Origin of the sequence: Massilia aurea (assembly GCF_040790145.1) — a bacterium.
GTDB classification, from domain to species: domain Bacteria; phylum Pseudomonadota; class Gammaproteobacteria; order Burkholderiales; family Burkholderiaceae_D; genus Telluria; species Telluria aurea_C.
The window spans coordinates 205,281-231,919 of sequence record NZ_JBFMMP010000007.1; the positions used below are offsets into that span (position 1 = coordinate 205,281).

Genomic DNA, 26,639 nt, shown 5'->3' on the forward strand with positions numbered 1-26,639 from the left:
GCGATTTTGTCGAGCCGTGTGTCTAAACACGGCCCGCACGCATCACGCGAGGTGGCTGTCGCGGTCGCGCAGCTCGGCGAAGCTCTCGATGCTGCCGATCTTGACGACGATGGGGTTCAGGCTCGCGCCTGGCGACATCGAGCGCCATGCGAACTGCCATTCCTTTTCGCGCGCCTGGCCTGCGCTGCGGGTGAATGCGGCGCCCAGTGGCGAGCGGCTGCCGTATTCGATGGCGCCGTCGATGCCGGCCCAGTTGGGCAGCATGCGCTGCACCGCGCGGTGCAGGCGCTCGCCGAATTCTTCGCTATTGTGGATCACCAGGCAGGTGTCACTCGGCGTGATGATGTCGAACAGCGCCTTGTCCCAGGCGGTGGAAAACGACAGGTTCAAAAAGCCGCCGCTGGGCTCGAGGCGAAACTGGCCGAGGCGCAGCGAGTTTTCAAGTTCGGTGCGCAGCGCGTAGCGGTGCAGGGTCGGAGGGCGTTGGTAGTCGTGCATGAGATTCTTTCTGGCCGCGCGCATCAAGGCAGTGGCGGCGGCGGTTGCTGCATCATGATTTGCTGGTGCTGCATGCGCATGAAACGCGACGAGATGAAGATCTCGCGCAAAAAATAAACGAAGCTGCTGATCAGGGCCAGCATCGCCAGCACGAAGCTCGCGGCGATGTACTGGTCAAGCGGAATGCCCGTGGTGTCGCCCGCGAACAGCATCGCGATGACGACGCACACCAGCAAGCCGCAGGCGGTGCTGGAGGCGATCGCGAAGTTGATCAGGTGCGAGCGCTGGTACAGCAGTTCGAGCTCGCTGGAAAACTCGGTATTCGGGCTGACCTTCAGGCGGTCTTCGAGCACGCGGGTGCGGTCGATGATGCGCGCCAGCCGGTTGGTCAGCACCGTCAGTTTGGTGGCCACGCCGGTGAGCAGGAAAACAGGCGCGATCGCCAGCTGGATAACGTGGCCGATGTCGCTGATCTGGATATTCATGAGAACACGTTGGTCTTGTTGTGGTGTGTCTGAGGTACGTCGGGCGTAGTTTAACAGCCGCCGCTCATTCGAAGCGCCCGTGGCGCTTGAACTGTTCGGTGGCCGCGACCAGTGCGCGTGCGATGCCCGTTTCCAGCGCGCCGTGGCCGGCGTCGGGGATCATGTCCAGCTTCGAGCCGTGCCACGCCTGGTGCAGGCGCCAGGCCGACAGCGGCGGGCAGATCACGTCGTAGCGGCCCTGCACGATCACGGCCGGCAGGTGGGCGATGCGCCCCACGCCCTGCACCAGCTGGTCTTCGTCGAGAAACGCGCCGTTGACCATATAGTGCGCCTCGAGCCGGCCCACGCCCAGGTCGAGCGTGTCGCTGGCGATTTCTTCGGGCTGCGGCAGCAAGAACACGCGGCGGCCTTCGAAGCGGCTCCAGGCGCGCGCGGCCGGCCAGTACACCTCGGGGTCGTGGCACAGCAGGCGGCGCGCGTAGGCGCCCAGCAGATCGTGACGCTCGTCCAGCGGGATCGGCGCGACGAATTCGTCGTACAGCTCGGGATAGAACCAGCGCATGTCGTTGATGAACCAGTCGACTTCGGCGCGCGTGCACAAGAAAATCCCGCGCAGCACGAAGCCCAGGCAGCGCTCGGGATGCGCCTGGCCATACGCCAGCGCCAGCGTCGAGCCCCACGAGCCGCCGAACACGAGCCACCCCTTGATGCCGAACATCGCGCGCAGGCGTTCGATGTCGTCGATCAGCAGTTGCGTCGTGTTGTTGCGCCACTCGCCCAGCGGCGTGGACTTGCCGGCGCCACGCTGGTCGAACAGGATCACGCGGTAGGCCTTGGGATCGAAAAAGCGGCGGTGCTGCGGCGACAGGCCGGCGCCGGGGCCGCCGTGCAGGAACAGCACGGGAATGCCGTCCGGGTTACCGACTTCTTCCCAGTAGATCGTGTGCAGTTCGTCGACCGCGACCACGCCGGTGCGAAGTGGCTGGATCGGCGGGAACAGCGACGGCGGCGTGACTGGCATGGCGGCTTTGACGGACAGTGAATCGGGAAACCGATTGTAACGTACCGCCGCGCGGATGCAGAAGTGCAGCCACGGCAAGAGACAGCGCGTTCACGCCAACTGACCCAGCACCCAGCCTTCCCAGCGCCGTACCTGCGGGTCGGCGGGATGGCCTTCGGCGCGGTGGCCCTCGACCACGTCGAGCATGCCGAACAGGCCGACGAGTGCATCGAAGCGGTCTTCGCCGCTGGCGTGCGCGCCGAAGCCATCCATGATGGCAGCGTCCAGGCCCGCGGCCTGCGCATGGCCGCGCTGCGCCAGCCAGGCTGCCAGGTGAGGTGCGACCGAGCGGCGGCCTGCCTGGCTGCGCTTGCTCCAGACCGGCCGGCGCCCGATGCCGAGCCGGTGGTAAGTGTCGCCCGGATAGGTCTCGGCAACGATGGTCCGTTCGCCGCCAAGCAAATCAGGCAGCGTTCCGTCGAACGGCCACAGTGCGATGCGCGCGCCCTGAGGCTGCAGCACCTCGCGCCAACCGGCCTGCGCCGCCTTGCCCACCTGGTTGCCGCCCAGCGTCCAGAACAGGCTGCACGCGGCCGGGCGCTGCGCCGTCTTGCGCTCGCAGACGCGCAGCAGATCGGCCGCGCAGCAGTTGCCCAAGCCTGTGAGCAAGTGCTCCCGCAGGCGGCCGCCTGGCCGGATCGGATAGAAAGGCCGATGGATGCCGATGTCGGCGCAGTCGTCGCAGACATCGAACCAGCGGTCCCACATGCCGCTGCCAACGGTCGCCAGCAGTTCGGCAAAGTTCGCCAGCCCGGTCGCCGCGCCATATGCAGCGGGCACGCCGATCGGAAAATCGACGCCGACCAGCACCGGCCCGGGTTCTTCCGGGCGCGCCTCCAGCCGCTGCAGGAAGGTGCCGGTCACGCCCACCGGCTCGGGCAGGCTGATATGCCAGCCGGTGCCGACGCGCAGCGCCACCGCCATCCAGCGTTTGCCGGGGTGGACGCTCCAGTCGCAATGCGCGATGACGCGCGGCAGTGGCCCTGTCACGTTTGCGCGCACCAAAGAAAAAAGCCGTGTCGCCACGGCTTCACGACGCCAGCTGGCGTCACGCTGGTTGACTCGATCAAGACATGTGCTGCCCGCCATTGATCGCGATATTCGCGCCCGTGACGAACGCCGCTTCATCCGACGACAGATAGGCGACCAGGCCGGCGACTTCTTCTGGCTTGCCAAGACGGCCCATCGGGATTTGCGGGATGATTTTCGTCTCCAGCACTTCGCTCGGGATGTCCATCACCATCTTGGTGCCGATGTAGCCGGGCGAGATGGTATTGACCGTCACGCCCTTGCGCGCGACTTCGAGCGCCAGCGCCTTGGTAAAACCATGCATGCCGGCCTTGGCCGCCGAGTAGTTGGTCTGGCCGAACGCGCCCTTCTGGCCATTGACCGACGAGATATTGATGATCCGGCCCCAGCCGCGCTCGACCATGCCGTCGCACACGGGCTTGGTCATATTGAAGACGGAGTCGAGATTGGTCTTGATCACGGCATCCCAATTGACCTTGTCCATCTTCTTGAAGGTCATGTCGCGGGTGATGCCGGCGTTATTGACCAGCACGTCGACCGGGCCGACGTCGGCGATCACCTGGCGCACGCATTCCTGGGCTGCATCGTAGTCGGCCACGTCGCAGGCGTAAGCCTTGAAATCGAAGCCCTGCTCGCGCATGGCGCCCAGCCAGCCGTCGACCTTCGTATTGCCCGGTGAAAAAGTGGTGACGACCTGGTACCCCAGCGCCGCCAGTTTGATGCACACCGCCTCGCCCAGGCCGCCCATGCCGCCGGTTACTAACGCTACTCTAGCCATTGTCTTCTCCAGTTTTATTGTTGGTTGCTACGTCGAAACCGGCAACGGTGCCGGCGCTCGTACTGGCCGCCTTGGCACCTTGCCGTGATAGATACGCTTGTTGGATGCAAGTAGCGTGTCAGTCGCGCTCGATCGCCAGCGCCACGCCCATGCCGCCGCCGATGCACAAGCTGGCCAGACCCTTCTTGGCGTCGCGCCGGATCATTTCGTGCAGCAACGTGACCAGCACGCGCGCGCCGGAGGCGCCGATCGGGTGGCCCAGCGCGATGGCGCCGCCATTGACATTGATCTTGGACGTGTCCCAGCCCATTTCCTTGTTCACGGCAACGGCCTGGGCGGCAAAGGCTTCGTTGATTTCCATGAGGTCGACTTCTTCATGGGTCCAGCCGGCTTTTTTCAGGCACAGCTTCGAAGCCGATACCGGGCCCATGCCCATGACCGCGGGATCCAGCCCCGACGACGAATAGGCCTTGATGCGCGCCAGTGGCGTGAGACCCAGTTCGCGCGCCTTGGACGCGCTCATCATGATCACGGCGGCGGCGCCGTCGTTCAGGCCCGATGCGTTGCCGGCGGTGACGGTGCCCTCTTTATTGAAGGCAGGACGCAGGCCGGCCAGGGTTTCGATGGTGCTGCCCTGCTTTGGATACTCGTCGGTATCGAACATCGTGGTGCCTTTTTTGGAGGCGATTTCGATGGGGATGATTTCGTCCTTGAAGCGGCCTTCTTTCTGGGCCGCTTCGGCCTTGAGCTGCGACTGCAGCGCGAATTCGTCCTGTTCGGCGCGCGAGATCTCGTACTTGCGGGCGACATTTTCGGCAGTGACGCCCATGTGGTACTGATTGAAGACATCCCACAGGCCGTCGACGATCATGGTGTCGACCAGCTTGGCGTCGCCCATGCGGAAGCCGTCGCGCGAACCGGCCAGCACATGCGGCGAGGCACTCATGTTTTCTTGCCCGCCGGCGATGACGATGTCGGCGTCGCCGCAGCGGATCGCCTGGGTCGCCAGATGGGTGGCCTTGAGGCCGCTGCCGCAGACCTTGTTGATGGTGTAGCCGGGTACCATCTCGGGCAGGCCGGCCTTGATCAGGGCCTGGCGCGCCGGATTCTGGCCGACACCGGCGGTGAGCACCTGCCCCATGATGACTTCGCTGACAGCGGCGGGATCGATGCCGGTCTTTGCCAGCAGGTGCTTGATGACTTGCGCGCCCAGTTCGGCGGCGGGGATCTTGGCGAGGGTTCCGCCGAATTTACCAACTGCGGTGCGGCCAGCGGCCACGATGACGACGTCTTCCATTTCATTCTCCGTTCAACCAGCCTGAGGCCGGCATTATTCAGGACTTCCCTGGGACGGGGCGCAGCGTTTTCGGGTGCCGTGCCCATGCGCATGGAATATTGAAGCCTCGACCAACCGGCGCGCCATGAAAATAGCAGCGGGATCGAGGGTTGAGGAACCCATGCTGATCTTTTAGCACTGGCAATCTTAGCAGTTTATTCATCGAAAACAAGGTGACGAATAAGGCAATTTGATCTGGCACAGAACTTTAATTTTCAACACGATACGCGCGCAATTGCCAGCAGGAATGATGCGTGCGCTTCTGTCCTTTTCTACAATTTTCACAGTAGAATGCACAAGCGCAATGCCAACCACTCTGTTTTATGCCCAAGACCACGCTTCCCATCGAGATCAAGATTTCCACGGTCGTCGCCATTTCGACGATCCTGCACTCGGCAGACCTCGAGGCCATCGATGCCGCCCTGGCGTCGATGACGGGCGGCGTGTCGGACTTTTTCGAGGATGAGTTCGCGGTGATCGACGTGAGTGCCTTCACTTCAAGCGCCTGGACGATCGACTGGGCGGCCATCGTGGCGCTGCTCAAGAAGTATCGCCTCAACGCGGTGGCCGTGCGCGGCGCCAGCCCTTTGATGATCGATGCAATCCGGGCCCAGGGCCTGGCGCTGGACGATGGCTCGGGCGGCGTGCACGCCGGCGGCCATGCCACGCCGCCCCCGCTTGTGGTGCACGCCGCGGCATCGGAACCGGCGCCCGCACCAGCCGCGCCAACTGCACCGGCGCCTCAACCGGCATCGGCATCGGCATCGGCACCGAGCCAGGCCAGCGCGCCGGCCCTGGTGCCGATGGTGATCGACACCCCGGTGCGCGCCGGCCAGCGCATCTATGCGCGGGGCACCGACCTGATCGTCACCGCGGTGGTAAACAATGGCGCCGAACTGATCGCCGATGGCAGCATCCACGTGTATGCGCCGCTCAATGGCCGCGCGCTCGCTGGCGCCTCGGGCAACGCCGATGCGCGGATCTTTGCGCTGTCGATGCAGCCCGAGCTGGTCTCGATCGCCGGCGTGTATCGCACCTTCGACGAAGGCTTTCCGTCCGACCTGGCGCGCCAGCCGACGCAAATCCGGCTGGTCGGCGACCGGATCGATATCCAGTCGCTGGCGACGCCGTCGCGCGCCTGACCTCCGAACTGAACAGATACTGAAAAGGACTTATTTGTGGCACGAATTATTGTTGTGACGTCCGGCAAGGGCGGAGTGGGCAAGACCACCTCGAGCGCCAGCTTCGCCTCCGGGCTGGCCATGCGTGGCCACAAGACCGCCGTCATCGACTTCGACGTCGGCCTGCGCAATCTCGACCTGATCATGGGTTGCGAGCGCCGCGTGGTGTATGACCTGATCAACGTCGTCAATGGCGAAGCGACCCTGAACCAGGCGCTGATCAAGGACAAGCACTGCGACAACCTGTTCATCCTGCCGGCGTCCCAGACTCGCGACAAGGACGCCCTGTCGGAAGAAGGCGTCGAGCGCGTGATCAACGACCTCGTCAAGATGGAATTCGAATTCATCATCTGCGATTCGCCGGCCGGTATCGAGCACGGCGCGCTGATGGCGCTGACCTTCGCCGACGAGGCGATCGTGGTGACGAACCCGGAAGTCTCGTCGGTGCGCGACTCGGACCGCATCCTGGGCATCCTGCAAGCCAAATCGCGCCGTGCCCAGAGCGGCTCGGAGCCGGTCAAGGAACACCTGCTCATCACCCGCTACTCGCCAAAGCGCGTCGACGCCGACGAAATGCTGTCGTACCAGGACGTGCAGGAAATCCTGCGGATTCCCCTGATCGGCATCATTCCCGAATCGGAATCGGTACTGCACGCCTCGAACCAGGGCAATCCGGCGATTCACTTCAAGGGAACCGACGTGGCCGACGCCTATGAAGACGTGGTAGCGCGCTTCCTGGGCGAAGAACGCCCACTGCGCTTTACCAACTACGAAAAGCCGGGTTTGTTCCAGCGTATCTTCGGAGCCAAGTGATATGGCGCTGCTTTCATTTCTCTTCCCCGAAAAAAAGAAGAGCGCGACAGCCGCCAAGGAACGCCTGCAGATCATCATTGCACGCGAACGCACCAACCGCGCCGGTCCGGACTTCTTGCCGGCCCTGCACCAGGAACTGATCGCGGTCATTTCGAAGTACGTCAAGGTCAATCCGGACGATATCAAGGTATCGCTCGACCGCCAGGGCAACCTGGAAGTGCTCGATGTGAACGTGGTGCTGCCGGATAATTGACATGCGGGGCGTCCGCGCCGCATGTCATCCCCGCGGAGGCGGGGATCCAAGTTTCCCTGAGTACCCCGCGCCGCACGTCATCCCCGCCCTCGCCGACGCCTTGGCGGGGATCCAAGTTTCCCTACAAAGCCCGCTGCAAGCGGGCTTTGTTTTTTTATACGTTACATCACCAGAATCGGCGCCTTCTCCGTGCCGCTGACTGCGCCGACGGCGTCGTCGTCGTCGTCGTCGTCGTCGGCCACGTTATGCTCGATCCCGGCGTTCTCCAGCTCGCGCGCCACGGCCACGCACGCTTCCACGTGCTGCGTGCCCATCCGCTTGAACAGCGTGTAGCCGATCGCGGCCGATGCGATCTGGCCAGCGATTGGCACCATCTTCGCGCTCGACTTGACCGCCATCCGGCCGGCCACGCGCTGGAACAGGCGCAATACCACGCCGCGCGTGACGAGTTTGCCAACCAACATGCCGCCCACCGATGCCGCCGCTTTATACGCGATGATGCGCAAACGGGGATTGAGGCGCTCGATCTGCTTCTGGGTCAGGCCGAACTCGGCGTTGACCTCATCAACGAGGGACGCAAAACCGGTAATATCAGCTAAAAGATCCAAGCCAGGAATCGGAACAGCCGCAACAGCGGCCGACATGGCGGCGCGTTTCTTCACGAGGGCAAGACACCGCAGGCGCGTGGCCGCAATTTCAGGGCCGCTGACGGGCACACGGTCTTCTGGGACAGTCACATCTTTGCGTCGAAACAACATAATCTCACCCTTTTCATTATTTGAATATCATCTGAAAATGAGTGTACGCCTGTGGCGAGAGCTGGTAAGTGGTCCCTTTAACACAACAGTCAGAACAATAAGCGAAAAAACGATATTTACCTTTAGCACTATTTTGTAAAAGTCTGATATATTCGTTTTTAACCTTGTAGGAATCTTCCTACACCGAAAACTTTCACTCTCGTCCTATCATGAAGATTGCCGTTCTGGAGCAAGACCGCCCGCAGGCTGACCTGATTTGCCAGGTCCTCAGTGGTGCCGGCCACAGTTGCCAATCGTTCGACAGCGCCCGCGAATTGCTGGCGCAACTGCGCAAGGATAGCGCGGACATGCTGGTGATGGATTGGAACGTTCCGGATATGGACGGCGCCGAAGTGCTGCGCCGTGCCAAGGAAAAACTGGCTTCGCATGCGCCAACGATGTTCCTGGTCGGCAATAACGCGGAAGACGACATCATCGCCGGCGTCAATGCCGGCGCCGACGACTACCTGGTCAAGCCGCTGCGCCGCGGCGAACTGGTCTCGCGCGTGTCGGCCCTGCTGCGCCGCGCCTACCCGTCGCAAAATAGCGCCGAGCAGCTGCAGTTCGGCCCGTACACCTTCGAGACCCGTCCGGGCCGCCTGCTCAAGGATGGTTCGGTGATCGACGTGACGCAGAAGGAATTTTCGCTGGCGCTGCTGTTCTTCCGTAACATCGGCCGGCCGCTGTCGCGCGCCTATATTCATGAGTCGGTCTGGGTGCGCGATAACGACTTGCCGTCGCGCACGATGGACACGCACGTGTCGCGGGTGCGCAATAAATTGCATTTGCGGCCAGAAAACGGGTTCCGCCTGGTGCCGGTCTATAGCTATGGCTACCGCCTGGAAAAGCTGGGAGCGTGATCCCCGGCCGTGGCCCGACCTGATCCCCTTCTGCCATGAGGGTATAATGACCGCAGTCATTCACCCTCTTACCTCCCCAGAATGCAACTTCTTGCCGTTGGCCTGAACCACACGACCGCACCGGTCTCGCTGCGCGAGCAGCTGGCGCTCGCCCCCGATCAGATCGGCACGGCGGTGCAGTCGGCGCGCGGCTGGTTCGCGCGCAATGGTTCCACGGGCAATGAAGAAGCGGCGATCCTCTCGACCTGCAACCGCAGCGAACTGTATGCGGCCACCAGCCTCGCCGACCCGCTCGACGCGTCGGCGCAATTTCTGGCCCATTACCACGCCCTGAACTACGCCGAGCTGCGCCCGCACCTGTACCTGCTGCCGCAGGATGACGCCGTGCGCCACGCGTTCCGGGTTGCCTCGGGCCTCGATTCGATGGTGCTGGGCGAGCCGCAGATCCTGGGCCAGATGAAGGATGCCGTGCGCACCGCCGACGAAGCCGGCGGCCTCGGTACCTATCTGCACCAGCTGTTCCAGCGCACCTTTGCCGTGGCCAAGGAAGTGCGCACCACGACCGAGATCGGCGCGCACAGCGTGTCGATGGCCGCCGCCGCCGTGCGCCTGGCGCACCGCATTTTCGATCGCATCGCCGACCAGCACGTGCTGTTCATCGGCGCCGGCGAAATGATCGAACTGTGCGCGGCGCACTTCTCGGCGCAAAACCCCAAGTCGGTCACGATCGCCAACCGCAGCATGGAACGCGGCGCGCTGCTGGCCACCCGCTACAACGGGCGCGCGATCGCCCTGGCCGACCTGCCCGACTGCCTGCACCAATTCGACATTGTCATTTCGTGCACCGCCTCTACCCTGCCGCTGATCGGCCTGGGCATGGTCGAACGGGCCGTCAAGGCGCGCCGGCACCGGCCAATGTTCATGGTCGACCTGGCCGTGCCGCGCGATATCGAATCCGAAGTGGCGCGCCTGGACGACGTGTTCCTGTACACCGTCGACGACCTGGCCCAGGTGGTGCAGACCGGCATGGAAAGCCGCCAGGCCGCCGTGCGCCAGGCCGAAGCCATCATCGAAACACGGGTCGAATCGTTCATGCACTGGGTGGGCGACCGCGCCGTGGTGCCGGTGATCCGCGACCTGCACGAATCAAGCGAAACGCTGCGCCTCGCCGAACTCGAACGGGCGCGGCGCATGCTGGCGCGCGGCGACGATGCCGACGCCGTGCTCGAAGCCTTGTCCAAGGGCCTGACCGCCAAGTTCCTGCACGGCCCGCAACAGGCCCTGCACCATGCCCAGGGCGACGAACGCGCGCGCCTGGCCAGCTTGCTGCCGCAGCTGTTCCGCGGCCGCCGTTAGCGCACCTGTCCTGCGGCGGCCTGCCCGCCCGCGCCGTGCCTGGCGCATCCCGGCCGCGACCCGCGGCTTGCCGAATCCTCTTCATCCTTGATACCGCCCATGAAACCTTCCATGCTCTCCAAGCTGGACCAACTCGCCAACCGCCTGGTCGAGCTGGATGAACTGTTGATGACCGAAGGCGTCACCGCCAATATGGACAGCTACCGCAAGATGACGCGCGAACACGCCGAACTCTCGCCGCTGGTGGCCGTGTACCGCCAGTACGAAAGCGCGCTGGCCAATACCGCCGAAGCCCAGGAGATGCTGCAGGACCCTGAAATGAAGGACTTCGCGCAAGAAGAAATCGAGGCCGCCAAGGTGCAGATGGCCGCCCTGGAGCAAGAGCTGCAAAAAATGCTGCTGCCGAAGGACGCCAACGACGAGCGCAATATCTTCCTCGAGATCCGCGCCGGCACGGGCGGCGACGAATCGGCCCTGTTCGCCGGCGACCTGCTGCGCATGTACACCCGCTTTGCCGAGCGCAATCGCTGGCAGGTCGAGATGGTGTCCGAGTCGACGTCCGACCTGGGCGGCTACCGCGAGGTGATCGTGCGCGTCGTTGGCAACGGCGCCTATTCGAAACTGAAATTCGAGTCGGGCGGCCACCGCGTGCAGCGCGTGCCGGCCACCGAAACGCAGGGCCGCATCCACACCTCGGCCTGCACGGTGGCGGTGATGCCCGAGGCCGATGAAGTCGAAGACGTCGACATCAACCCGGCCGACCTGCGCATCGACACCTACCGCGCCTCGGGCGCCGGCGGGCAGCACATCAACAAGACCGATTCGGCCGTGCGCATCACTCACTTGCCCACCGGCCTGGTGGTGGAATGCCAGGACGACCGCAGCCAGCACAAGAACAAGGCGCAGGCGATGAAGGTGCTGGCCGCGCGCCTGAAGGATGCACAACTGCGCGAGCAGCAATCGAAGGAAGCGGCCACGCGCAAGAGCCTGATCGGTTCGGGCGACCGCAGCGAGCGCATCCGCACCTACAACTTCCCGCAGGGGCGGCTGACCGATCACCGCATCAACCTGACGCTGTACAAACTCGATTTCATCATGGATGGCGACTTGAGCGATCTGACCAATGCGCTGGCGTCGGAGCACCAGGCCGAGCAACTGGCGGCGCTCGGGGATTAAGCAACCATTAAGTTGCCAGATTGAAAATCGCGGAAAGCCGGTCAGGACGTTTGTGAGAAAATGACCGGTACCGATTATGTCCACGATAGAGCCGACGCCGTTCCATTGTCAGCCCTGGCACGTCATCCCCGCGCAGGCGGGGATCCAAGTCTGTTGAGCAGCCACTGTCGAGAAACGCAGCGACTGCGCAGGCAAACTTGGGTTCCCGCCTTCGCGGGAACGACATGCAAGTGCTAACGAGGAAGGGTAGCGACTTGCGTTCACGCTGAGAAAACATCATGCAACCTACTAACCGCCAGGCCCTGTTCATCATCTCATTCATCAGCTTTGCGCTGGTCGGCTTCGCGCTGTATCTGCAGCACAGCCTGGAAATGCGGCCTTGCCCGCTGTGCGTGATCCAGCGTTATTTCTTCCTCGGCGTCGGCCTGGCCGCGCTCGTTGGCGCCTTCAGCGGCAAGATCAGCGGCAGCGTCGTGGTCGCGCTGCTGGCCGCCGTCGGCGGCTTGATCACGGTCGGCAAGCACCTGTATGTGATCGCCAACCCCGGTTTCTCGTGCGGCATCGATCCGATGGAAACCATGCTCAACAAGATTCCGACGGCCGAATACCTGCCATGGCTGTTCCGCGCCGACGGCCTGTGCGAAGGCGCCACCGACAAGGTGCTGGGCCTGGCGATACCGCAATGGTCGGCCGTCTGGTTCGTGGTTCTCACCGTGCTGCTGGCCTGGGTGCTGGTGCGCCAGATGCGCCGCGTCAACGCATGATCGAGGCGGGCGCCACCCTGGCCCAGGCGCGCCTGGCGCTGCCGCTCGATGCGCTGGAAAACCGCATCCTGCTATGCCATGCGTTGAATCTGCCGCGCGTGGCGCTGATCACGCAGTCCGAGCGCGTGCTGACGACCGACGAAGCCAGCGTGCTGAACGCACTCGTGGGGCGGCGCCTTCGAGGCGAGCCGATCGCCTACATCGTCGGCGAACGCGAATTCTTCGGGCTGCCGTTCAAGGTCACGCCGGCCGTCCTGATTCCGCGGCCCGATACCGAACTGCTGGTCGAGCTTGCACTCGAGCGCCTGGCGCCGCAAGCGTGCCTGCTCGACATGGGCACCGGCAGCGGCGCCATCGCGGTGGCCGCCGCACATACCCGGCCCGACCTGACCGTCACCGCCCTCGACGTCAGCGACGACGCGCTGGCCATCGCGCGCGCCAACGCCACCGCCAACGCGGCGCGTGTGCGCTTCGTGCGCAGTGACTGGTTTGCCGCGCTCGGCGACGCACGCTTCGACGTCATTGCATCCAATCCCCCCTACATCGTGGCCGGCGACGTCCACCTGAGCGAGGGCGACCTGCGCTTCGAGCCAGTCGACGCACTGACCGACCATGCCGACGGCTTGTCCGACCTGCGCCAGATCGTCGCTGGCGCCAGCGCGCATCTGGATGCCGGCGGCTGGCTGCTTCTCGAACACGGCTACGACCAGGCCGGCGCCGTGCGCGCACTGCTGGCGGCGCGCGGCTACACCGATGTGCAAAGCTGGCGCGACCTGGCCGGCATCGAACGCGTCAGCGGTGGCCGGCGCGGCGCCTGAGGTGCATATAGCGCGCCCACCCGGCTATGGACTTGCTAAAATGACTAGTCCTGTTACCGGAGCCTGCATGCGCACCTTGTTCGCATCACTTGCTTTGCTCGTGGCGCCTTTATGCGCCGCCGTGCCCGCCGTGCCCGCCGTGCCGGCACTGCCGCCGCCAGCTGCCGTGCAGCCTGTCGTCCAGACGGAGGCGCCGGCACAGCAGGCGGCCCAGCTGTTCGAGCGCGACTGGCAATGGCAACTGCGCCGTGCGCCCGAACGCGCCACGGCCCTGGGCGAGCAGCGCTACAACGCCTACCTGACCGACACCTCGCTGGCCGCACGCGCCCAGGCGGTCGAGCATGAGCGCAGCATGCTGGCAGCGGCGCGCACGATCGAGCGCAGCGCCCTCACTGGCCCGGACCAGACGTCGCTTGACCTGTTCATCGCCGACAAGCAGCGCATTCTGGCTGGCGCAGCCTTGATGCCGTTCGATCCGCAACCGCTGACCGCCTACGACGGCCTGCAGGTGCAACTCCCGCGCCTCGTGGCCCAGATGCCCTTCGCGACCGACGCCGACTACCAGACGTACCTGGCGCGCCTGCAGGCGCTGCCGGCCCACGTCGATGGCCTGATCGAGCAGTTGCGCGCGGGCCGGCAAGCCGGTTGGACCACGCCGAAGGCGGCGCTGGCCACCGTGCCGGACGCCTTGCGCGCGCTGCGCGAAGGCTTGCAGGATGGCCCGCTCGGCGCGCCATTCAAGCGCATCCCGGCGTCCATCGCGCCCGAGGCGCGCGATGCCTTGCGCGCCGCCGGCGCCGCCGCCCTGGCCCACACCGTGGCGCCCAGCCTGCGCACGCTCGAGACGTTCCTGCGCCAGGACTATCTGCCAGGTGCGCGCGAGACGATCGGCGCGAACAAGCAGGCTGGCGGCGCCGACTGGTACGCCCACCTGGTGCGCACCAGTACTGGCACCGCGCTGACACCGGCCCAGGTGCACGCGCTGGGTGTGCAGGAAGTTGCGCGCCTGCGCGCCGCGATCGAGGCCGTGATTCCACGTACCGGTTTTCGCGGCGGCTTTGCCGAATTCATCGTGTTTGCGCGCAGCGACCAGCGCCTGTTCTTCACCGACCCGAACGCCCTGCTCGACCGCTACCGGCGCACGCTGGCGCTGGCCCAGGCGCGCCTTGGCCGCGTGGTCACGAACGTGCCGGCGGCCGGCATTGTCGTCAAGCCGATGGGTACCAACAGTGTCGGCCAGCCGGCCGCATACTACGAGGCCGGGAGCGCACAGCGCACGGCGGCACTGGTGGTCGACAATGTCCGCCTGGACGCGCGGCCGATGTGGCAGGTCGATACCATCGCGCTGCACGAGGCGGTGCCCGGCCACCACCTGCAGGTTGCGCGCGCCCAGGAACTCGCGCTGCCGGCGTTTCGTCGCTACGGCTGGTACGACGCGTTCGGCGAAGGCTGGGCCACCTACGCCGAGGGCCTGGGGCCGGAGCTCGGTCTGTTCAAGGACCCGTTCTCGCTGTTCGGGCACCTGAACGAAGAGATGTTCCGCGCCGCGCGGCTGGTGGTCGATACCGGCATCCACACGCTGGGCTGGTCGCGCCAGCAGGCGATCGACTTCCTGGGCGCGCACACGGCCAATCCACCGGCCGACAACGAGGCCGAGGTCGACCGCTACATCGCGCGCCCGGCGCAGGCGCTGAGCTACAAGATCGGCCAGTTGCGCATCCTGGCGCTACGCAACAAGGCCAGTGCCGCGCTGGGCCCGGCCTTCGACGCGCGGCGCTTCCATGACGCGGTGTTGAGCGGCGGCGCGCTGCAGCTGCCGGCGCTGGAACGCCAGATCGAGCGCTGGATCGCGGCCGAGAAAAACCCGGCGCCAGCGCCGCAGACAACGCCGGACGACGCCTTCAACGCCGAGTTCGAAACGCCCGTTCCGGCATTCGAACCGGCATTCGAATTCGACTTCGAATTTGACGGTGAAGTCGCGCCGGGGTTCGATCCCGGTCCGGCGCCCGATTTCGCGTTGCCGCCAAAACCCGCTCCGCCGCCCGTTATCCCGTCGTACCAGGGGCCTGCCTGGCGCGAATGAAGTGCCCCCGAACGTGGAGTCCGATTTTCGGTTAATCTCTGCACCAGCCGAAACAGGCAGTACAAGAAAGGAAACACCGTGTCGAACCAATTCAACCGCCGTCTGGCCCTGCTGGGCGACGACGAACACCGCGCCTTGCTGGGCCAGGGCCTGCGCGGCATCGAGCGCGAAACGCTGCGCGTGGACGCCGCCGGCCAGCTCGCGCGCACCCCGCATTCGCCTGCCCTCGGTTCGGCACTGACGCACCCCAGCATCACCACCGACTACGCCGAAGCGCTGATGGAATTCATCACCCCGGCCGAACAGGATATCTCGCTGGCGCTGCACCGGCTCGACGCGATCCACCGCCACGCGTACGCCAGGCTGGGCGACGAAATGCTGTGGGGCGTGTCGATGCCGGGCGAATTGCCGCCCGAAGAAGACATCGAGATCGCCTGTTACGGCACCTCGAACATCGGCCAGCTCAAGCACGTATACCGGCGCGGCCTGGCGCTGCGCTACGGCAAGGCCATGCAGTGCATCGCGGGCATTCACTACAACTACTCGCTGCCTGAAAAGCTGTGGCAGGTGTTCGCACACGACGACGGCATCGTCGAAGAACGGCGCCACGCGCTGCGCGACTTCCAGTCCGAAAGCTATATCGCGATGGTGCGCAACTTCCGCCGCTATTCGTGGCTGCTGATGTACCTGTTCGGCGCGACGCCGGCGCTGACCACGAGCTTCTTGCGCGGCCGTCCGCACAACCTCGAGACGCTGTCGAACGACACGCTGTACCTGCCGTACGCCACCAGCCTGCGCATGAGCGACCTCGGTTACCAGAACGACGCGCAATCGGGCCTGCGCCCGCACGAGAACAGCCTGGAAAGCTACGTCACGAGCCTGATGGACGCGGTCAACCGCCCGTATGGGCCCTACCAGGAGCTGGGCACGAAGAAAAACGGCGAGTGGATCCAGCTGTCGACCAATGTGCTGCAGATCGAGAACGAGTACTACTCGACGATCCGGCCCAAGCGCGTGATCCGCACCGGCGAACGTCCGGTGCAGGCGCTGTGCAACCGCGGCGTGCAGTACATCGAGGTGCGCTGCATGGACGTCGATCCTTACGAGCCGATCGGCATCTCGCTCGAGACGGGGCGCTTCCTGGACGCGTTCCTGCTGTTCTGCGCCCTCGAGGACAGCCCGCTCATCAGTGACCATGACAGCGCCCTGCACGCGCGCAATTTCGCGCGCACGGTCAAGGAGGGCCGCCGCCCCGACCTGACGCTCACGCGCGACGGCGTGGAAGTGCCGCTCAAGACCTGGGCCCTCGAACTGATCGAGCGCATTCGTCCCGTGGCTGCATTGCTCGACGACGGGCACAACGACGGCGACGTGCACACCGCCTCGCTGGGCCGCCAGAAAGCGAAAATCGAGGATCCGGCACTGACGCCGTCGGCGCGCGTGCTGGACGAGATCCGCACCCTGGGTTCGGCGGCGGCGTTCGGCCTGCAGCAAAGCACGCTGCATGCGGCGTCGTTCCGCGACAGCCCGCTGATGCCGGCCGAAGAAGCGCTGTTCGACGAGATGGCCGCCGCCTCGATCGCCGAGCAGGTGATCATCGAGCAGACCGATACCGGCAGCTTCGACGCCTTCGTTGCGGCCTACAACAGCAGTACCCTGTGTTGCGATAGCTAGCGCTGCAGTACCGAGACTGTACCCGACGCCGCATCTGCCCGGACCTGCGAGGAACACTTGCTCACGTTTTATAACGAACACCATGCCCAGCATGACGGCCGCGTCGACATGTACCGCGGCGAGCTGGTGCCGTGTTCGGAAAAACCCGCGCGCGTGGCCATGGTCTTGAAGGAGTGCGAGCGGCGCGGCCTGGGCGCGATCGTCACGCCGCACGGCGTGCCCCTGATGACGCTCGAGCGCGTGCACAGTCCGCGCTACCTGCACTTTCTGCGCACGGCCTGGAGCGAGTGGCTTGCACTCGATCCCGGCAACGCCGGCAAGGATGCTTTTCCGGCCGTGTGGCCGGTGCGCACGCTGCGCAGCGACATCGAACCAGAGAATTTCTGCGCCCGCCTTGGCCTGTACTCGATGGATTGCGGCACCCCGCTCACGAGCGGCACCTGGGTCGCGGCCAAGACCGGCGCCGACTGCGCCGTCAACGCCGCCCATGCGCTGCAGCGTGGCGAACGCGGCACCTTCGCGCTCACGCGCCCGCCCGGCCACCACGCCGGCAGCGATTTTTTTGGCGGCTCGTGCTTTCTGAACAATGCGGCGCTGGCGGCCCAGCACCTGCTCGACGACGGCTTTGAGCGCGTCGCCATCCTCGACCTCGATTACCACCACGGCAACGGCACCCAGAGCATTTTTTATGGCCGCAGCGACGTGCTGTTCATCTCGATCCACGCCGACCCGCGCTTCGAATATCCGTTCTACCTGGGCCACGCCGATGAAACCGGCAGCGGCGCAGGCGCCGGCTACACCATGAATCTGCCGCTGGCGCCAGGCAGCAGCAGCGCCGCCTGGTTCGCAGCGCTGGAGACAGCCTGCGTGAAGATCGCGATGACGCGCCCGCAGGCGCTCGTGGTGTCGCTGGGCGTCGACACCTTCGCCCATGGCAACGACCCGCGCTTCAACCTGCACAGCGGCGACTTCCTGCGCATCGGCGAGCGCATCGCGCATCTCGGCCTGCCGACCGCTTTCATTTTCGAGGGCGGCAACCTGAGCCCCGAGCTGGGCATCAATACTGTCAACGTGCTCGAAGGGTTCGAGACCGCCGCCGAATAACGCACATCCGCTGCACCTTTTTTTATTTCATCCGCACCTTCCCATGACCACCCCAAGCACCATCGACTGGCAATTCTCCCGCTTCGCCGACCTGACGCCGTTTGACCTGTACGAGGTGCTGGCCCAGCGCCAGAACGTTTTCATTCTCGAACAAACGTGCCTGTATCCAGACATCGACGGCTACGACCTCGAGGCCCGCCACCTGCTCGGCTGGCGCAACGGCGCCGGCGACGGCAACGGCGATGGCAAGCGCCAGCTGGCCGCCTACCTGCGCGTGCTGGCGCCGGGCGCGAAGTACGACGAGATGTCGATCGGCCGCGTCATCACCACGCCCGCCGCGCGCGGCACCGGCGCCGGCCGCGCGCTCCTCGAGCAGGGCATCGCCCACGCCGAAGCGCTGCATCCGGGCCATCGCATCCGCATCGGCGCCCAGCAATACCTGGAGCGCTTCTATGCGAGCTTCGGCTTCGAGACCGTCTCGGCGCCGTACGACGAAGACGGCATCATGCACATCGACATGCTGCGCTGAGCACGCTGACCGCACCGCCGCGCCGCCGTGCCACCGTGCTCTATGGCGCCGGCGGATCGAGGCGCACGTGCTGGCACGCATCCACGCTGCAGGCCAGCGCCAGGATCTGGCGCGCATCGTTGATGTCGAGCGCGGTCGTGAGCACCCAGCCTGCCGGCATGCTGCTCAGCGTGTTCAAATCGCGCAGCGCGCCGCCTTCGTACAGGAAGGCGCGCGGCTCGAGAAATTCACGATCGCGATACGACTGCCCCACCACCGCACCGAGGTTGTTCAGGCCGTTGGCCATGCCGTAGTTGCCGCCCAACGAACCCAGGTTGCGCATGGCGCCGTTCGTGTACAGGAATGGGGCCGTGGGCGAATTGCCGTTCTCGTCCACTTCGGCCGTGGTGCCATAGCCCGCCACCTGGCCGGCATCGTTGATGTCGTTGCCGGCACTGTCGCGCCCGCCCAGCGTGCCCAGGTCGAGCAAGGTCCCGTCGCGAAAGATGAAGGCGCGGTACGCGGCATCGGCCGAATCCGATGTCACCGCCGCATTGCCGGTCACCTGGCAATGGCGGTTGATCGCCAATGCAAAGCTGAAGTCGCCGCCGAGGCTGGGGATGGGGCGCGTGACGCCCCTGGCGACGACGAAGCCACGCACGCGCTCGCCTGCGCCCCAGTAAGCATTGCCGATCACGGCGCCGCTGTCATTCAGACCGATGGCATAGCTGCTGGCAAACAAGGTGCGGCGTTCGACGTTGCGCAGCCCTGCGGCCGAGAACACCACCGCGGAATCCTCGTAGCCGCCGGCCAGCTGGCCCCCGTTGTTGATGGCCTGGGCGAACGAGCCCGGCGCCAGCGCGCCGTAGTCGCGCACGGTTGCGCCGTCCCACACGGCGGCGGCGCCGTTGGTACCCGCCACGTGGCCACGGTTGTTGATGGCGTAAGCAGTAAAGCCGGCGGGAACGAAGGTGACCCGGAAACGTGCCGTTGGGCCCAGCGGCGCGGCGCTGACCGACGTGGCCAGCGGCGCCGTCAGCAGCACCGCCAGCATGCTCGCCAATGCGGCAGGCAACGGCGCCCGCCCGATCGGTCGCATGCGTCCGCGCGCGCGCCACGCCAGCATCAGCAGACCCGTCGCCAGCATTGCCCACGCGCCCGGTTCGGGCACCGACGCGATGATGTCGAGCCGCACCGCGCGGCAGTCGTCCAGCCCGCTGCGACAGGCTTCGGCCAGGATCTGGCCCGCATCGTTGATGTCGATGGCCGTGACGAACTCCCAATCGCCCTGCCCCGTCACGAGCGCGTTCAGGTCGCGCATCGCGCCGGCTTCGTACACGAACGCGTGGTAATCGAAGCCGTCACTGCCGCCGATATCGGACAAGCCCACCACGCGCCCGGCGCTGTTGAGCGCATTGGCGCGCCCGACGACGCCGCCCAGCGTGCCGAGATCGGTCATGCGCTCCTGGTCTGGTGCGAACAGGAACGGCCGTTCATCGATCCCCTCGCTTAGGCGCGACCAGCCGGCGACGACGCCGGCGTCGTTGATGTCGTTCGCTTCGCTGATGCGCCCGCCGAGCGAGCCGAGATCGTGCTGGCTGCCGTCGCGGTACACCGATGCGTAGCGTTCGGGATCGGGCCAGTCGTCGGCGCCGCCACTGAACGGCCGGGTGGCAAAGCCTGCCACCTGGCCGCCGGCATTGATGGCGTTGGCCACGCTGATCGACCCGCCAAAGCTGCCCAGCTCGGTGATGGTGCCGGCGGCGTAGACAAAGGCGCGAATGCTGCCGAAGCTGTAGTTGGCGAAACCGGCGACCTGGCCGGCGTCGTTGATGGCGGTGGCCCAGGTGTCGAATGCGCTACTCAGGGTCGTGACGGCGCCATTGGCGTAGACAAAGGCGCTGAAACCCTGCAGGCCCACGACCGCGCCATTGTTGTTGAGCGCGAGGCCTTCGCTGCCGGGCAGCACGGACGCAAGATAGGTGGTGCTTGCCGGCGACCAGATCGCGGCGCCGCCATGGGCCGTGCCGACCACCTGCCCGGCGCCGTTGAGCCGGGACGCATTGAAGTCTTGCGGCAGCAGCGTCATGCGGTACTGCGGCGTGGCCAGTGCTGCCAGCGGCAGCGCCAACATAAGTAGCAGCAGCAAGTTATTCAAGAAAAGTTTGCGGAGGAACATGAACCATCCTTTGCGGGTACCCGGAAAACTCAACGATGTCGTAGATGACCTGTGGCTGTTCTGCGCCAGCGCAGAGTTGCGCGTGGGTGTCAGGATGCCGCCACACGGCCAGCGACCAGCAGGACGACCGCACTGGCCAGCAGCAGCCATGCGGGCGGTTCATGTCCCGCTGCATGGCGGGCCATGGCAACGATGCAGACAGGATCGGCCACGGCGGGCGCGGGCATGGCGGCGCTGGACGAGGTCAGGATGAGAAACGGTAACGCGCCGAGGACAGGCAAGAAATGCGGCATGGTGGGCCCGGGGAGAAAAAGTCCCGAGCATCGCCGATGGGCAGGCGCCGATCCGTGCGCCAGATCAGCCGTGCGCGCCGCATCTGGCCTGAATACCACATGGACGACGGCCCGGACCGGGCGAACCGACGAAAAAAAACCGGAGCCAGGCTCCGGTCTGTTCCCGCGCACTGCCGTGCGGGCTTATCCGACCTTGTTCAGGGTCACTTCGAATACCAGGCCCGAATTCGGCGGGATCGGACCGCGGCCGGCGGAGCCGTAGCCCAGTGCCGACGGGATCAGGATCGTGCGCTTGCCACCGACCTTCATGCCCGTCACGCCCTGGTCGAAGCCGGTGATGGTCTCGCGACTGCCGAGGGTGAAGGCAAATTCGCCGGATTCCTGACGCGTGCCCTTGAAATCGCTTGCGGTCGAGCTGTACAGCCACAGCGTATAGGCCACCGTGGCGGTCTTGCCGGCGACGGCTTCGGCGCCGGTGCCAACCACGTTGTCGGTCCTGGTCAGGGCCGCCGGGCTGCTCACGGCCGGCAGGGCGGGTGAATCGTCGCTGCCGCCGCCGCAGGCGCTGAGGGCGAGCATGGCCGCAAAGGCGGCGATCAGGGGGAGCTTCATCATGGGAATCCTTGACTCGAAAAAAGGCACACGAAGTGTGTACAACGAAAGCTCGTACCTTATCGAATCAGCCACATGAAACTGTCCGGATTTTGTCTAAAAATTGTAGTCGGGCAAATTCCCTCACCTTAGATTTCGATTTGCGTGCCCAGCTCGATCACCCGGTTGGTCCGGATCTGGTAATAGTCGGCCGCGCTGCGGGCGTTGCGCGACATTGTCACGTACAGGTGCTCGCGCCACGGCGCCATGCCGCCGCCCGGGGCCGAGATCACGGTCTGGCGCGCGATGAAGAACGACGTTTCCATCATCTCGAATTCCAGCCCCAGTGCGGCGCTGCGCTGCATGATGTCCGGAATATCGGCCTCGTCCTTGAAGCCGTAATGGATATTGAGCTGGTAGCAGTTGTGGCCCAGGTCGACAATGTCGATCTGATCTTCCGTCGGCACCCACGGCTCTTCGCGCATGTGCACCGTGAGGAACACGACGCGCTCGTGCAGCACCTTGTTGTGCGACAGGTTGTGCAGCATCGCGTGCGGCACGCCATCGCTTTCGCCGCGCAGGAAGATCGCGGTGCCCGGCACGCGCGTGGGCGGCGCCACGAACAGCGACTCCATGAACGCTTCCAGCGGAATGGCATGCTTTTGCAGGTTCTCGAACACCAGCTCGCGGCCGCGCTTCCAGGTCAGCATCAGGGTCAGCAGCACGCCGCCCATCAGCAGCGGGAACCAGCCGCCGTGGAACAGTTTGGTGGTGGTGGCGGCGAACAGCATGACGTCGATCACCAGGAAGAAGCCGGTCGCAATCAGGCACATCCACAGCGGCAGATGCCAGCGGTAGCGCGTGACGAAGAACGTCAGGATCGTCGTGGCCATCATGGTTGCCGTGACCGCGATGCCGTAGGCGCCAGCCAGTTCGTCCGACGAACCGAAGCCGATCACGGCCACCAGCACGACGGCCAGCTGCAGCCAGTTGACGGCCGGGATGTAGATCTGGCCGATCTCGCTTTCCGACGTGTGCATGATGCGCATGCGTGGCAACAGGCCCAGTGCAATGGCTTGCTTGGTCATCGAATAGGTGCCCGAGATTGTCGCCTGCGAGGCGATCACGGCCGCCATGGTCGACAGGATCACCAGCGGGATGACGCTCCAGGTGCCGAGCTGGTGGTAGAAAGGATTCTCGACCGCTTCCGGCTGCACGATCAGCAGGCCGCCCTGGCCCAGGTAGTTCAGGGTCAGCGCCGGATAGGCGATCAGGAACCAGGCCCAGCGGATCGGCTTGGCGCCGAAGTGGCCCATGTCGGCGTACAGCGCCTCGGCGCCGGTAATCGCCAGCACCACCGCGCCCAGAGCGATGAAAGCCAGCATTTTATTTTCCAGCATGAAGTGCAGCGCATGCCATGGATTGAGCGCATTGAGGATCACCGGTGCTTCGATGATATTGACGATCCCCATCGCGGCCAGTACCAGGAACCAGACCGCCATCACCGGGCCGAAGAAGCGCCCGATGCCGGCCGTGCCATGGCGCTGCACGCTGTACAGGCCCACCAGCACGATCACCGCCAGCGGAACGACGTAGTGCGACATGCCGGGCGCGGCGACCTCGATGCCCTCGATCGCGCCGAGCACCGAAATGGCCGGCGTGATCACGCTGTCGCCATAAAACATGGTGGCGCCGATGACGCCGATGGCCAGCAGCGGGAAACTCCATTTCGAGGTGCGCGGAATCGAACTGGTGGCCAGCGCCATCAGGGCCATGATGCCGCCCTCGCCACGGTTGTGCGCGCGCAGCACGAGGATCACGTACTTGAGCGAGACGATCATCGTCAGGGCCCAGAAAATCAGTGAAATGATGCCGAGGATATTCGGTGTATTGAGCGGCAGGCCATGGTCTTCGTCGAACACTGCGCGCAGCGTGTACAGCGGGCTGGTGCCAATGTCGCCGTAGACGATCCCGACCGCGGCCAGGGTCAGGGCCGCCAAGCTGCTTTTCTTGTTATCTGAGGTCAAGAGTCCACCATCGCTGTTGAATAGGTGCGGCGCACCATAAATTGAAGTGTTCGGCAATGCAAGAAGATTTCGTTGTGCATCATACACCTGTGCAAAACCGGGGGCGCTTCAGCAGGTCTTTACAGTTTCAGTGATAATGTCTTCCCTGCAACCTCGCCCCTCCTTCCCATGCGTTCCGGCATCATTTACGCGGCCCTGGCCTTTTTCTGCTGGGGCTTGTTCCCCATTTATTTCCATGCCCTGGGGGAGGTACCGCCGTTGCAGATCCTGGCGCACCGCATGCTGTGGTCGCTTGCCTTTCTGTTGATCCTGCTTTTGTTGCGGCGCGACTGGAAATGGCTCGCCATCGTGCGCCAGCCGCGCGTGTTCTTCAGTTTTGTATTGTCCGCCCTGCTGCTCAGCGCCAATTGGCTCGTGTATATCTGGTCGGTGATGAACCACCACGTGATCGAAGCGAGTCTCGGCTACTTCATCAATCCTTTGGTGAACATCGTGCTGGGTTATCTGATCCTGAAAGAACGCATGCGCCCGCTGCAGTGGGCTGCCATCGGCGTGGCCGCGATGGGCGTGGCCTGGTTGACCTGGCAAGCGGGCACCGTGCCGTGGATCGCGCTGTTCCTGGCGCTGTCGTTCGGCGGTTACGGCTTGCTGCGCAAGACCGCCGCGCTCGGCCCGCTCGAGGGCCTGTCGTTCGAGACCATCGTGCTGTTTCCGCTGGCGGCCGGCTACGTACTCTGGCTGACGGTGCAGGGCCAGAACGTGTTCATCAACACGGCATCGGACACCACGCGCTGGCTGTTGATCATGGCCGGCCCGCTCACGGCCATTCCCCTGCTGCTGTTTGCCACCGGCGCGCGCAAGATCCCGTTGTCGATCCTGGGGCTCTTGCAATACCTGTCGCCGACCCTGCAATTCCTGCTCGGCGTGTGGCTGTTCAAGGAAGCGTTCAGCGCCGATCGCCTGGTCGGCTTCGCGCTGATCTGGTCCGCGCTGGCGCTGTTCGCCGGCGAAGGATTGCTGCGCCGGCAGCCGGTTGTCGCCAAGGCTTGAAGGGAGGCATCCCGGGCAAACTTGGCAAGAAATCCTGTGTCGGGCGCGGGTTCTGGCGTATCCTGTGCACCTCGAACAACACCAGAGTACAAGCATGGCCAATTACGTCTATACCATGAACCGCGTGGGCAAAATCGTCCCACCGAAACGCCAGATTCTGAAGGACATCTCGCTGTCCTTCTTCCCGGGCGCCAAGATCGGCGTGCTGGGCCTGAACGGCTCGGGCAAATCGACCCTGCTGAAAATCATGGCCGGCATCGACACCGACATCCAGGGCGAAGCGCGCCCGATGCCGGGCCTGAACATTGGCTACCTGCCACAAGAGCCGCAGCTCGACCCTGAAAAAACCGTGCGCCAAGAGGTTGAATCTGGCTTGGGCGAAGCGTTCGAAGCGCAAGCCAAGCTCGAAGCCGTGTATGCCGCATACGCCGAAGAAGATGCCGATTTCGATGCGCTGGCCAAGGAGCAGGAACGCCTGGAAGCGATCATTTCGTCGTCCGACGGCGGCAACCTGAACCTGCAACTGGAAATGGCCGCCGACGCGCTGCGCCTGCCGCCATGGGATGCGAAAATCGCCGTGCTGTCGGGCGGTGAAAAGCGCCGCGTGGCGCTGTGCAAGCTGCTGCTCTCCAAACCCGACATGCTGCTGCTCGACGAACCGACCAACCACCTGGATGCTGAATCGGTCGAGTGGCTCGAGCAATTCCTGCTGCGCTTCCCGGGCACCGTGGTCGGCATCACCCACGATCGCTATTTCCTCGACAATGCGGCCGAATGGATCCTTGAACTGGACCGCGGCAGCGGGATTCCATGGAAAGGCAATTATTCGTCGTGGCTCGACCAGAAACAGGCACGCCTGAAGCAAGAAGAATCGACCGAATCGGCCCGTCAGAAAGCGCTGGCCAAGGAACTCGAATGGTCGCGCCAGAATCCAAAGGCACGCCAGGCCAAGTCGAAAGCCCGCCTGGCGCGCTTCAACGAACTGTCCGAGTACGAATACCAGCAGCGCAACGAGACGCAAGAGATCTTCATTCCCGTGGCCGAGCGCCTGGGTAATGAGGTCATCGAATTCAAGAACGTCTCGAAAGCCTTTGGCGACCGTCTCTTGATCGACAACCTGTCGTTCACCGTGCCGCCTGGCGCGATCGTCGGCATCATCGGCCCGAACGGCGCCGGTAAATCGACGCTGTTCAAGATGATCACCGGCAAAGAACAGCCGGACAGCGGCGAGGTCAAGATCGGCCAGACCGCGCGTGTGTCGATCGTCGACCAGCACCGCGACGAACTGGCCAACGCCAAGACCGTGTTCGAGGACGTCTCGGGCGGCGCCGACATGCTCAGCGTCGGCCGCTTCGAGATGCCGTCGCGTGCTTACCTGGGCCGCTTCAACTTCAAGGGCTCGGATCAGCAAAAGATCGTCGGCAACCTGTCCGGTGGTGAGCGCGGCCGACTGCACCTGGCCAAGACGCTGCTGCAAGGCGGTAACGTGTTGCTGCTCGATGAACCGTCGAACGATCTGGACGTCGAAACCCTGCGCGCGCTCGAAGACGCACTGCTCGAATTCGCCGGTAGCGTAATGGTGATTTCCCACGATCGCTGGTTCCTGGATCGCATCGCGACCCACATCCTGGCCTTCGAGGGCGATTCGCAAGTGACTTTCTTTGACGGTAACTACCAGGAATACGAAGCCGACAAGAAAAAGCGTCTGGGTGAAGAAGGCGCCAAGCCGAAGCGCATCCGCTACAAGCCGCTCACGACCTGATTGTCACGCCGGTCGACGCGTACGCAAGCAGCCCGCCACTCGGTGGTAATGCTGTTCAGTTAGCCTAAAAGCCGTCATCCCCGCCTTCGCGCACTGCTGTCCGGAATAATCTTGTTGACTGTCGCATCAGAATAGACATCCCTGATTTTTGATCTCGGCCTGTC

General features: G+C 64.6%; 25 protein-coding genes. 14 read left to right on the forward strand and 11 right to left on the reverse strand.

Going from position 1 to position 26,639, the window contains the following annotated elements; all coding sequences use genetic code 11:
- Positions 1-42 precede the first annotated feature (42 nt).
- The 6 genes from AB2N08_RS13085 to AB2N08_RS13110 form a co-directional block, all read right to left on the reverse strand.
- A complete protein-coding gene (locus tag AB2N08_RS13085; RefSeq protein WP_367611085.1) occupies positions 43-498 on the reverse strand; it encodes a hypothetical protein in 456 nt (151 codons plus the stop codon).
- A 23-nt stretch (positions 499-521) separates the two neighbouring features.
- Positions 522-983, reverse strand: coding sequence for a DUF2721 domain-containing protein (locus AB2N08_RS13090; protein WP_367611086.1), 462 nt, complete (start codon positions 981-983; stop codon positions 522-524).
- Between the two features lie 64 nt (positions 984-1,047).
- The gene (gene pip, locus AB2N08_RS13095; RefSeq protein ID WP_367611087.1) at positions 1,048-2,004 is read right to left on the reverse strand and encodes a prolyl aminopeptidase; all 957 of its coding nucleotides are present in this window, start codon (positions 2,002-2,004) and stop codon (positions 1,048-1,050) included.
- Between the two features lie 90 nt (positions 2,005-2,094).
- A complete protein-coding gene (locus AB2N08_RS13100; protein ID WP_367611088.1) occupies positions 2,095-3,033 on the reverse strand; it encodes a hypothetical protein in 939 nt (312 codons plus the stop codon).
- A gap of 76 nt (positions 3,034-3,109) precedes the next feature.
- Positions 3,110-3,850: an acetoacetyl-CoA reductase gene (gene phbB, locus AB2N08_RS13105; protein ID WP_367611089.1), complete on the reverse strand. Its 741-nt coding sequence runs from the start codon at positions 3,848-3,850 to the stop codon at positions 3,110-3,112.
- A gap of 118 nt (positions 3,851-3,968) precedes the next feature.
- Positions 3,969-5,147: an acetyl-CoA C-acetyltransferase gene (locus AB2N08_RS13110; protein ID WP_367611090.1), complete on the reverse strand. Its 1,179-nt coding sequence runs from the start codon at positions 5,145-5,147 to the stop codon at positions 3,969-3,971.
- A gap of 362 nt (positions 5,148-5,509) precedes the next feature.
- Here AB2N08_RS13110 and minC point away from each other — a divergent pair, with 362 nt between their 5' ends.
- From minC to minE, 3 genes are read left to right on the forward strand one after another with little or no spacing between them, the layout of a single operon-like run.
- Positions 5,510-6,328 carry a septum site-determining protein MinC gene (gene minC / locus AB2N08_RS13115; RefSeq protein WP_367611091.1) on the forward strand — a complete coding sequence of 273 codons (819 nt, stop codon included), beginning with the start codon at positions 5,510-5,512 and terminating at the stop codon, positions 6,326-6,328.
- A gap of 36 nt (positions 6,329-6,364) precedes the next feature.
- Positions 6,365-7,180, forward strand: a complete 816-nt coding sequence (gene minD, locus AB2N08_RS13120; protein ID WP_367611092.1) for a septum site-determining protein MinD — start codon at positions 6,365-6,367, stop codon at positions 7,178-7,180.
- 1 nt (position 7,181) lies between these two features.
- Positions 7,182-7,433, forward strand: coding sequence for a cell division topological specificity factor MinE (gene minE, locus AB2N08_RS13125; RefSeq protein ID WP_183554769.1), 252 nt, complete (start codon positions 7,182-7,184; stop codon positions 7,431-7,433).
- Positions 7,434-7,594: 161 nt separating this feature from the next.
- Here minE and AB2N08_RS13130 read toward each other — a convergent pair whose 3' ends face one another.
- Positions 7,595-8,191 (reverse strand): hypothetical protein, encoded by a 597-nt coding sequence (locus AB2N08_RS13130; protein WP_367611093.1) that lies wholly within the window; start codon positions 8,189-8,191, stop codon positions 7,595-7,597.
- Positions 8,192-8,400: 209 nt separating this feature from the next.
- Between AB2N08_RS13130 and AB2N08_RS13135 the strand changes: the two genes are divergently transcribed.
- From AB2N08_RS13135 to AB2N08_RS13175, 9 genes are all read left to right on the forward strand, one after another.
- The gene (locus AB2N08_RS13135) at positions 8,401-9,090 is read left to right on the forward strand and encodes a response regulator transcription factor (protein ID WP_367611094.1); all 690 of its coding nucleotides are present in this window, start codon (positions 8,401-8,403) and stop codon (positions 9,088-9,090) included.
- Positions 9,091-9,171: 81 nt separating this feature from the next.
- On the forward strand, positions 9,172-10,446 hold the full coding sequence (gene hemA / locus AB2N08_RS13140) for a glutamyl-tRNA reductase (protein ID WP_367611095.1): 1,275 nt from the start codon (positions 9,172-9,174) through the stop codon (positions 10,444-10,446).
- Between the two features lie 99 nt (positions 10,447-10,545).
- On the forward strand, positions 10,546-11,622 hold the full coding sequence (gene prfA / locus AB2N08_RS13145) for a peptide chain release factor 1 (protein ID WP_367611096.1): 1,077 nt from the start codon (positions 10,546-10,548) through the stop codon (positions 11,620-11,622).
- Between the two features lie 278 nt (positions 11,623-11,900).
- Positions 11,901-12,386 (forward strand): disulfide bond formation protein B, encoded by a 486-nt coding sequence (locus AB2N08_RS13150; protein ID WP_367611097.1) that lies wholly within the window; start codon positions 11,901-11,903, stop codon positions 12,384-12,386.
- Positions 12,383-13,204 (forward strand): peptide chain release factor N(5)-glutamine methyltransferase, encoded by an 822-nt coding sequence (gene prmC / locus AB2N08_RS13155; protein ID WP_367611098.1) that lies wholly within the window; start codon positions 12,383-12,385, stop codon positions 13,202-13,204. Before AB2N08_RS13150 ends, prmC begins: the two co-directional genes overlap by 4 nt.
- 67 nt (positions 13,205-13,271) lie before the next feature.
- Positions 13,272-15,287, forward strand: coding sequence for a DUF885 domain-containing protein (locus AB2N08_RS13160; RefSeq protein WP_367611099.1), 2,016 nt, complete (start codon positions 13,272-13,274; stop codon positions 15,285-15,287).
- A 78-nt stretch (positions 15,288-15,365) separates the two neighbouring features.
- Complete coding sequence (gshA, locus tag AB2N08_RS13165) at positions 15,366-16,961, forward strand: glutamate--cysteine ligase (protein ID WP_367611100.1); 1,596 nt, start codon at positions 15,366-15,368, stop codon at positions 16,959-16,961.
- Between the two features lie 57 nt (positions 16,962-17,018).
- Positions 17,019-18,065: a histone deacetylase family protein gene (locus AB2N08_RS13170; protein ID WP_367611101.1), complete on the forward strand. Its 1,047-nt coding sequence runs from the start codon at positions 17,019-17,021 to the stop codon at positions 18,063-18,065.
- Positions 18,066-18,108: 43 nt separating this feature from the next.
- Positions 18,109-18,594: a GNAT family N-acetyltransferase gene (locus AB2N08_RS13175; protein WP_367611102.1), complete on the forward strand. Its 486-nt coding sequence runs from the start codon at positions 18,109-18,111 to the stop codon at positions 18,592-18,594.
- A 40-nt stretch (positions 18,595-18,634) separates the two neighbouring features.
- Here AB2N08_RS13175 and AB2N08_RS13180 read toward each other — a convergent pair whose 3' ends face one another.
- The 4 genes from AB2N08_RS13180 to AB2N08_RS13195 form a co-directional block, all read right to left on the reverse strand.
- On the reverse strand, positions 18,635-20,722 hold the full coding sequence (locus AB2N08_RS13180) for an HAF repeat/PEP-CTERM domain-containing protein (RefSeq protein ID WP_367611103.1): 2,088 nt from the start codon (positions 20,720-20,722) through the stop codon (positions 18,635-18,637).
- Between the two features lie 119 nt (positions 20,723-20,841).
- Positions 20,842-21,045: a hypothetical protein gene (locus tag AB2N08_RS13185; RefSeq protein ID WP_367611104.1), complete on the reverse strand. Its 204-nt coding sequence runs from the start codon at positions 21,043-21,045 to the stop codon at positions 20,842-20,844.
- A gap of 183 nt (positions 21,046-21,228) precedes the next feature.
- The gene (locus AB2N08_RS13190; protein WP_367611105.1) at positions 21,229-21,660 is read right to left on the reverse strand and encodes an FKBP-type peptidyl-prolyl cis-trans isomerase; all 432 of its coding nucleotides are present in this window, start codon (positions 21,658-21,660) and stop codon (positions 21,229-21,231) included.
- A 125-nt stretch (positions 21,661-21,785) separates the two neighbouring features.
- The gene (locus tag AB2N08_RS13195) at positions 21,786-23,663 is read right to left on the reverse strand and encodes a potassium transporter Kup (protein WP_367611106.1); all 1,878 of its coding nucleotides are present in this window, start codon (positions 23,661-23,663) and stop codon (positions 21,786-21,788) included.
- A gap of 168 nt (positions 23,664-23,831) precedes the next feature.
- Here AB2N08_RS13195 and rarD point away from each other — a divergent pair, with 168 nt between their 5' ends.
- Both rarD and ettA read left to right on the forward strand, forming a co-directional pair.
- Positions 23,832-24,713, forward strand: coding sequence for an EamA family transporter RarD (rarD, locus tag AB2N08_RS13200; RefSeq protein WP_367611107.1), 882 nt, complete (start codon positions 23,832-23,834; stop codon positions 24,711-24,713).
- A 94-nt stretch (positions 24,714-24,807) separates the two neighbouring features.
- The gene (gene ettA / locus AB2N08_RS13205; protein ID WP_367611108.1) at positions 24,808-26,475 is read left to right on the forward strand and encodes an energy-dependent translational throttle protein EttA; all 1,668 of its coding nucleotides are present in this window, start codon (positions 24,808-24,810) and stop codon (positions 26,473-26,475) included.
- The last annotated feature ends 164 nt before the right edge of the window (positions 26,476-26,639 follow it).

Excerpts from the sequence above, each read along its gene's own strand:
- AB2N08_RS13085 (WP_367611085.1), bottom strand. The coding sequence starts at position 498 with ATGCACGACTACCAACGCCCTCCGACCCTGCACCGCTACGCGCTGCGC.
- AB2N08_RS13090 (WP_367611086.1), bottom strand. The coding sequence starts at position 983 with ATGAATATCCAGATCAGCGACATCGGCCACGTTATCCAGCTGGCGATC.
- pip (WP_367611087.1), bottom strand. The coding sequence starts at position 2,004 with ATGCCAGTCACGCCGCCGTCGCTGTTCCCGCCGATCCAGCCACTTCGC.
- phbB (WP_367611089.1), bottom strand. The coding sequence starts at position 3,850 with ATGGCTAGAGTAGCGTTAGTAACCGGCGGCATGGGCGGCCTGGGCGAG.
- AB2N08_RS13110 (WP_367611090.1), bottom strand. The coding sequence starts at position 5,147 with ATGGAAGACGTCGTCATCGTGGCCGCTGGCCGCACCGCAGTTGGTAAA.
- minC (WP_367611091.1), top strand. The coding sequence starts at position 5,510 with ATGCCCAAGACCACGCTTCCCATCGAGATCAAGATTTCCACGGTCGTC.
- minE (WP_183554769.1), top strand. The coding sequence starts at position 7,182 with ATGGCGCTGCTTTCATTTCTCTTCCCCGAAAAAAAGAAGAGCGCGACA.
- AB2N08_RS13130 (WP_367611093.1), bottom strand. The coding sequence starts at position 8,191 with ATGTTGTTTCGACGCAAAGATGTGACTGTCCCAGAAGACCGTGTGCCC.
- AB2N08_RS13135 (WP_367611094.1), top strand. The coding sequence starts at position 8,401 with ATGAAGATTGCCGTTCTGGAGCAAGACCGCCCGCAGGCTGACCTGATT.
- hemA (WP_367611095.1), top strand. The coding sequence starts at position 9,172 with ATGCAACTTCTTGCCGTTGGCCTGAACCACACGACCGCACCGGTCTCG.
- prfA (WP_367611096.1), top strand. The coding sequence starts at position 10,546 with ATGAAACCTTCCATGCTCTCCAAGCTGGACCAACTCGCCAACCGCCTG.
- AB2N08_RS13150 (WP_367611097.1), top strand. The coding sequence starts at position 11,901 with ATGCAACCTACTAACCGCCAGGCCCTGTTCATCATCTCATTCATCAGC.
- prmC (WP_367611098.1), top strand. The coding sequence starts at position 12,383 with ATGATCGAGGCGGGCGCCACCCTGGCCCAGGCGCGCCTGGCGCTGCCG.
- AB2N08_RS13160 (WP_367611099.1), top strand. The coding sequence starts at position 13,272 with ATGCGCACCTTGTTCGCATCACTTGCTTTGCTCGTGGCGCCTTTATGC.
- AB2N08_RS13175 (WP_367611102.1), top strand. The coding sequence starts at position 18,109 with ATGACCACCCCAAGCACCATCGACTGGCAATTCTCCCGCTTCGCCGAC.
- AB2N08_RS13185 (WP_367611104.1), bottom strand. The coding sequence starts at position 21,045 with ATGCCGCATTTCTTGCCTGTCCTCGGCGCGTTACCGTTTCTCATCCTG.
- AB2N08_RS13190 (WP_367611105.1), bottom strand. The coding sequence starts at position 21,660 with ATGATGAAGCTCCCCCTGATCGCCGCCTTTGCGGCCATGCTCGCCCTC.
- rarD (WP_367611107.1), top strand. The coding sequence starts at position 23,832 with ATGCGTTCCGGCATCATTTACGCGGCCCTGGCCTTTTTCTGCTGGGGC.
- ettA (WP_367611108.1), top strand. The coding sequence starts at position 24,808 with ATGGCCAATTACGTCTATACCATGAACCGCGTGGGCAAAATCGTCCCA.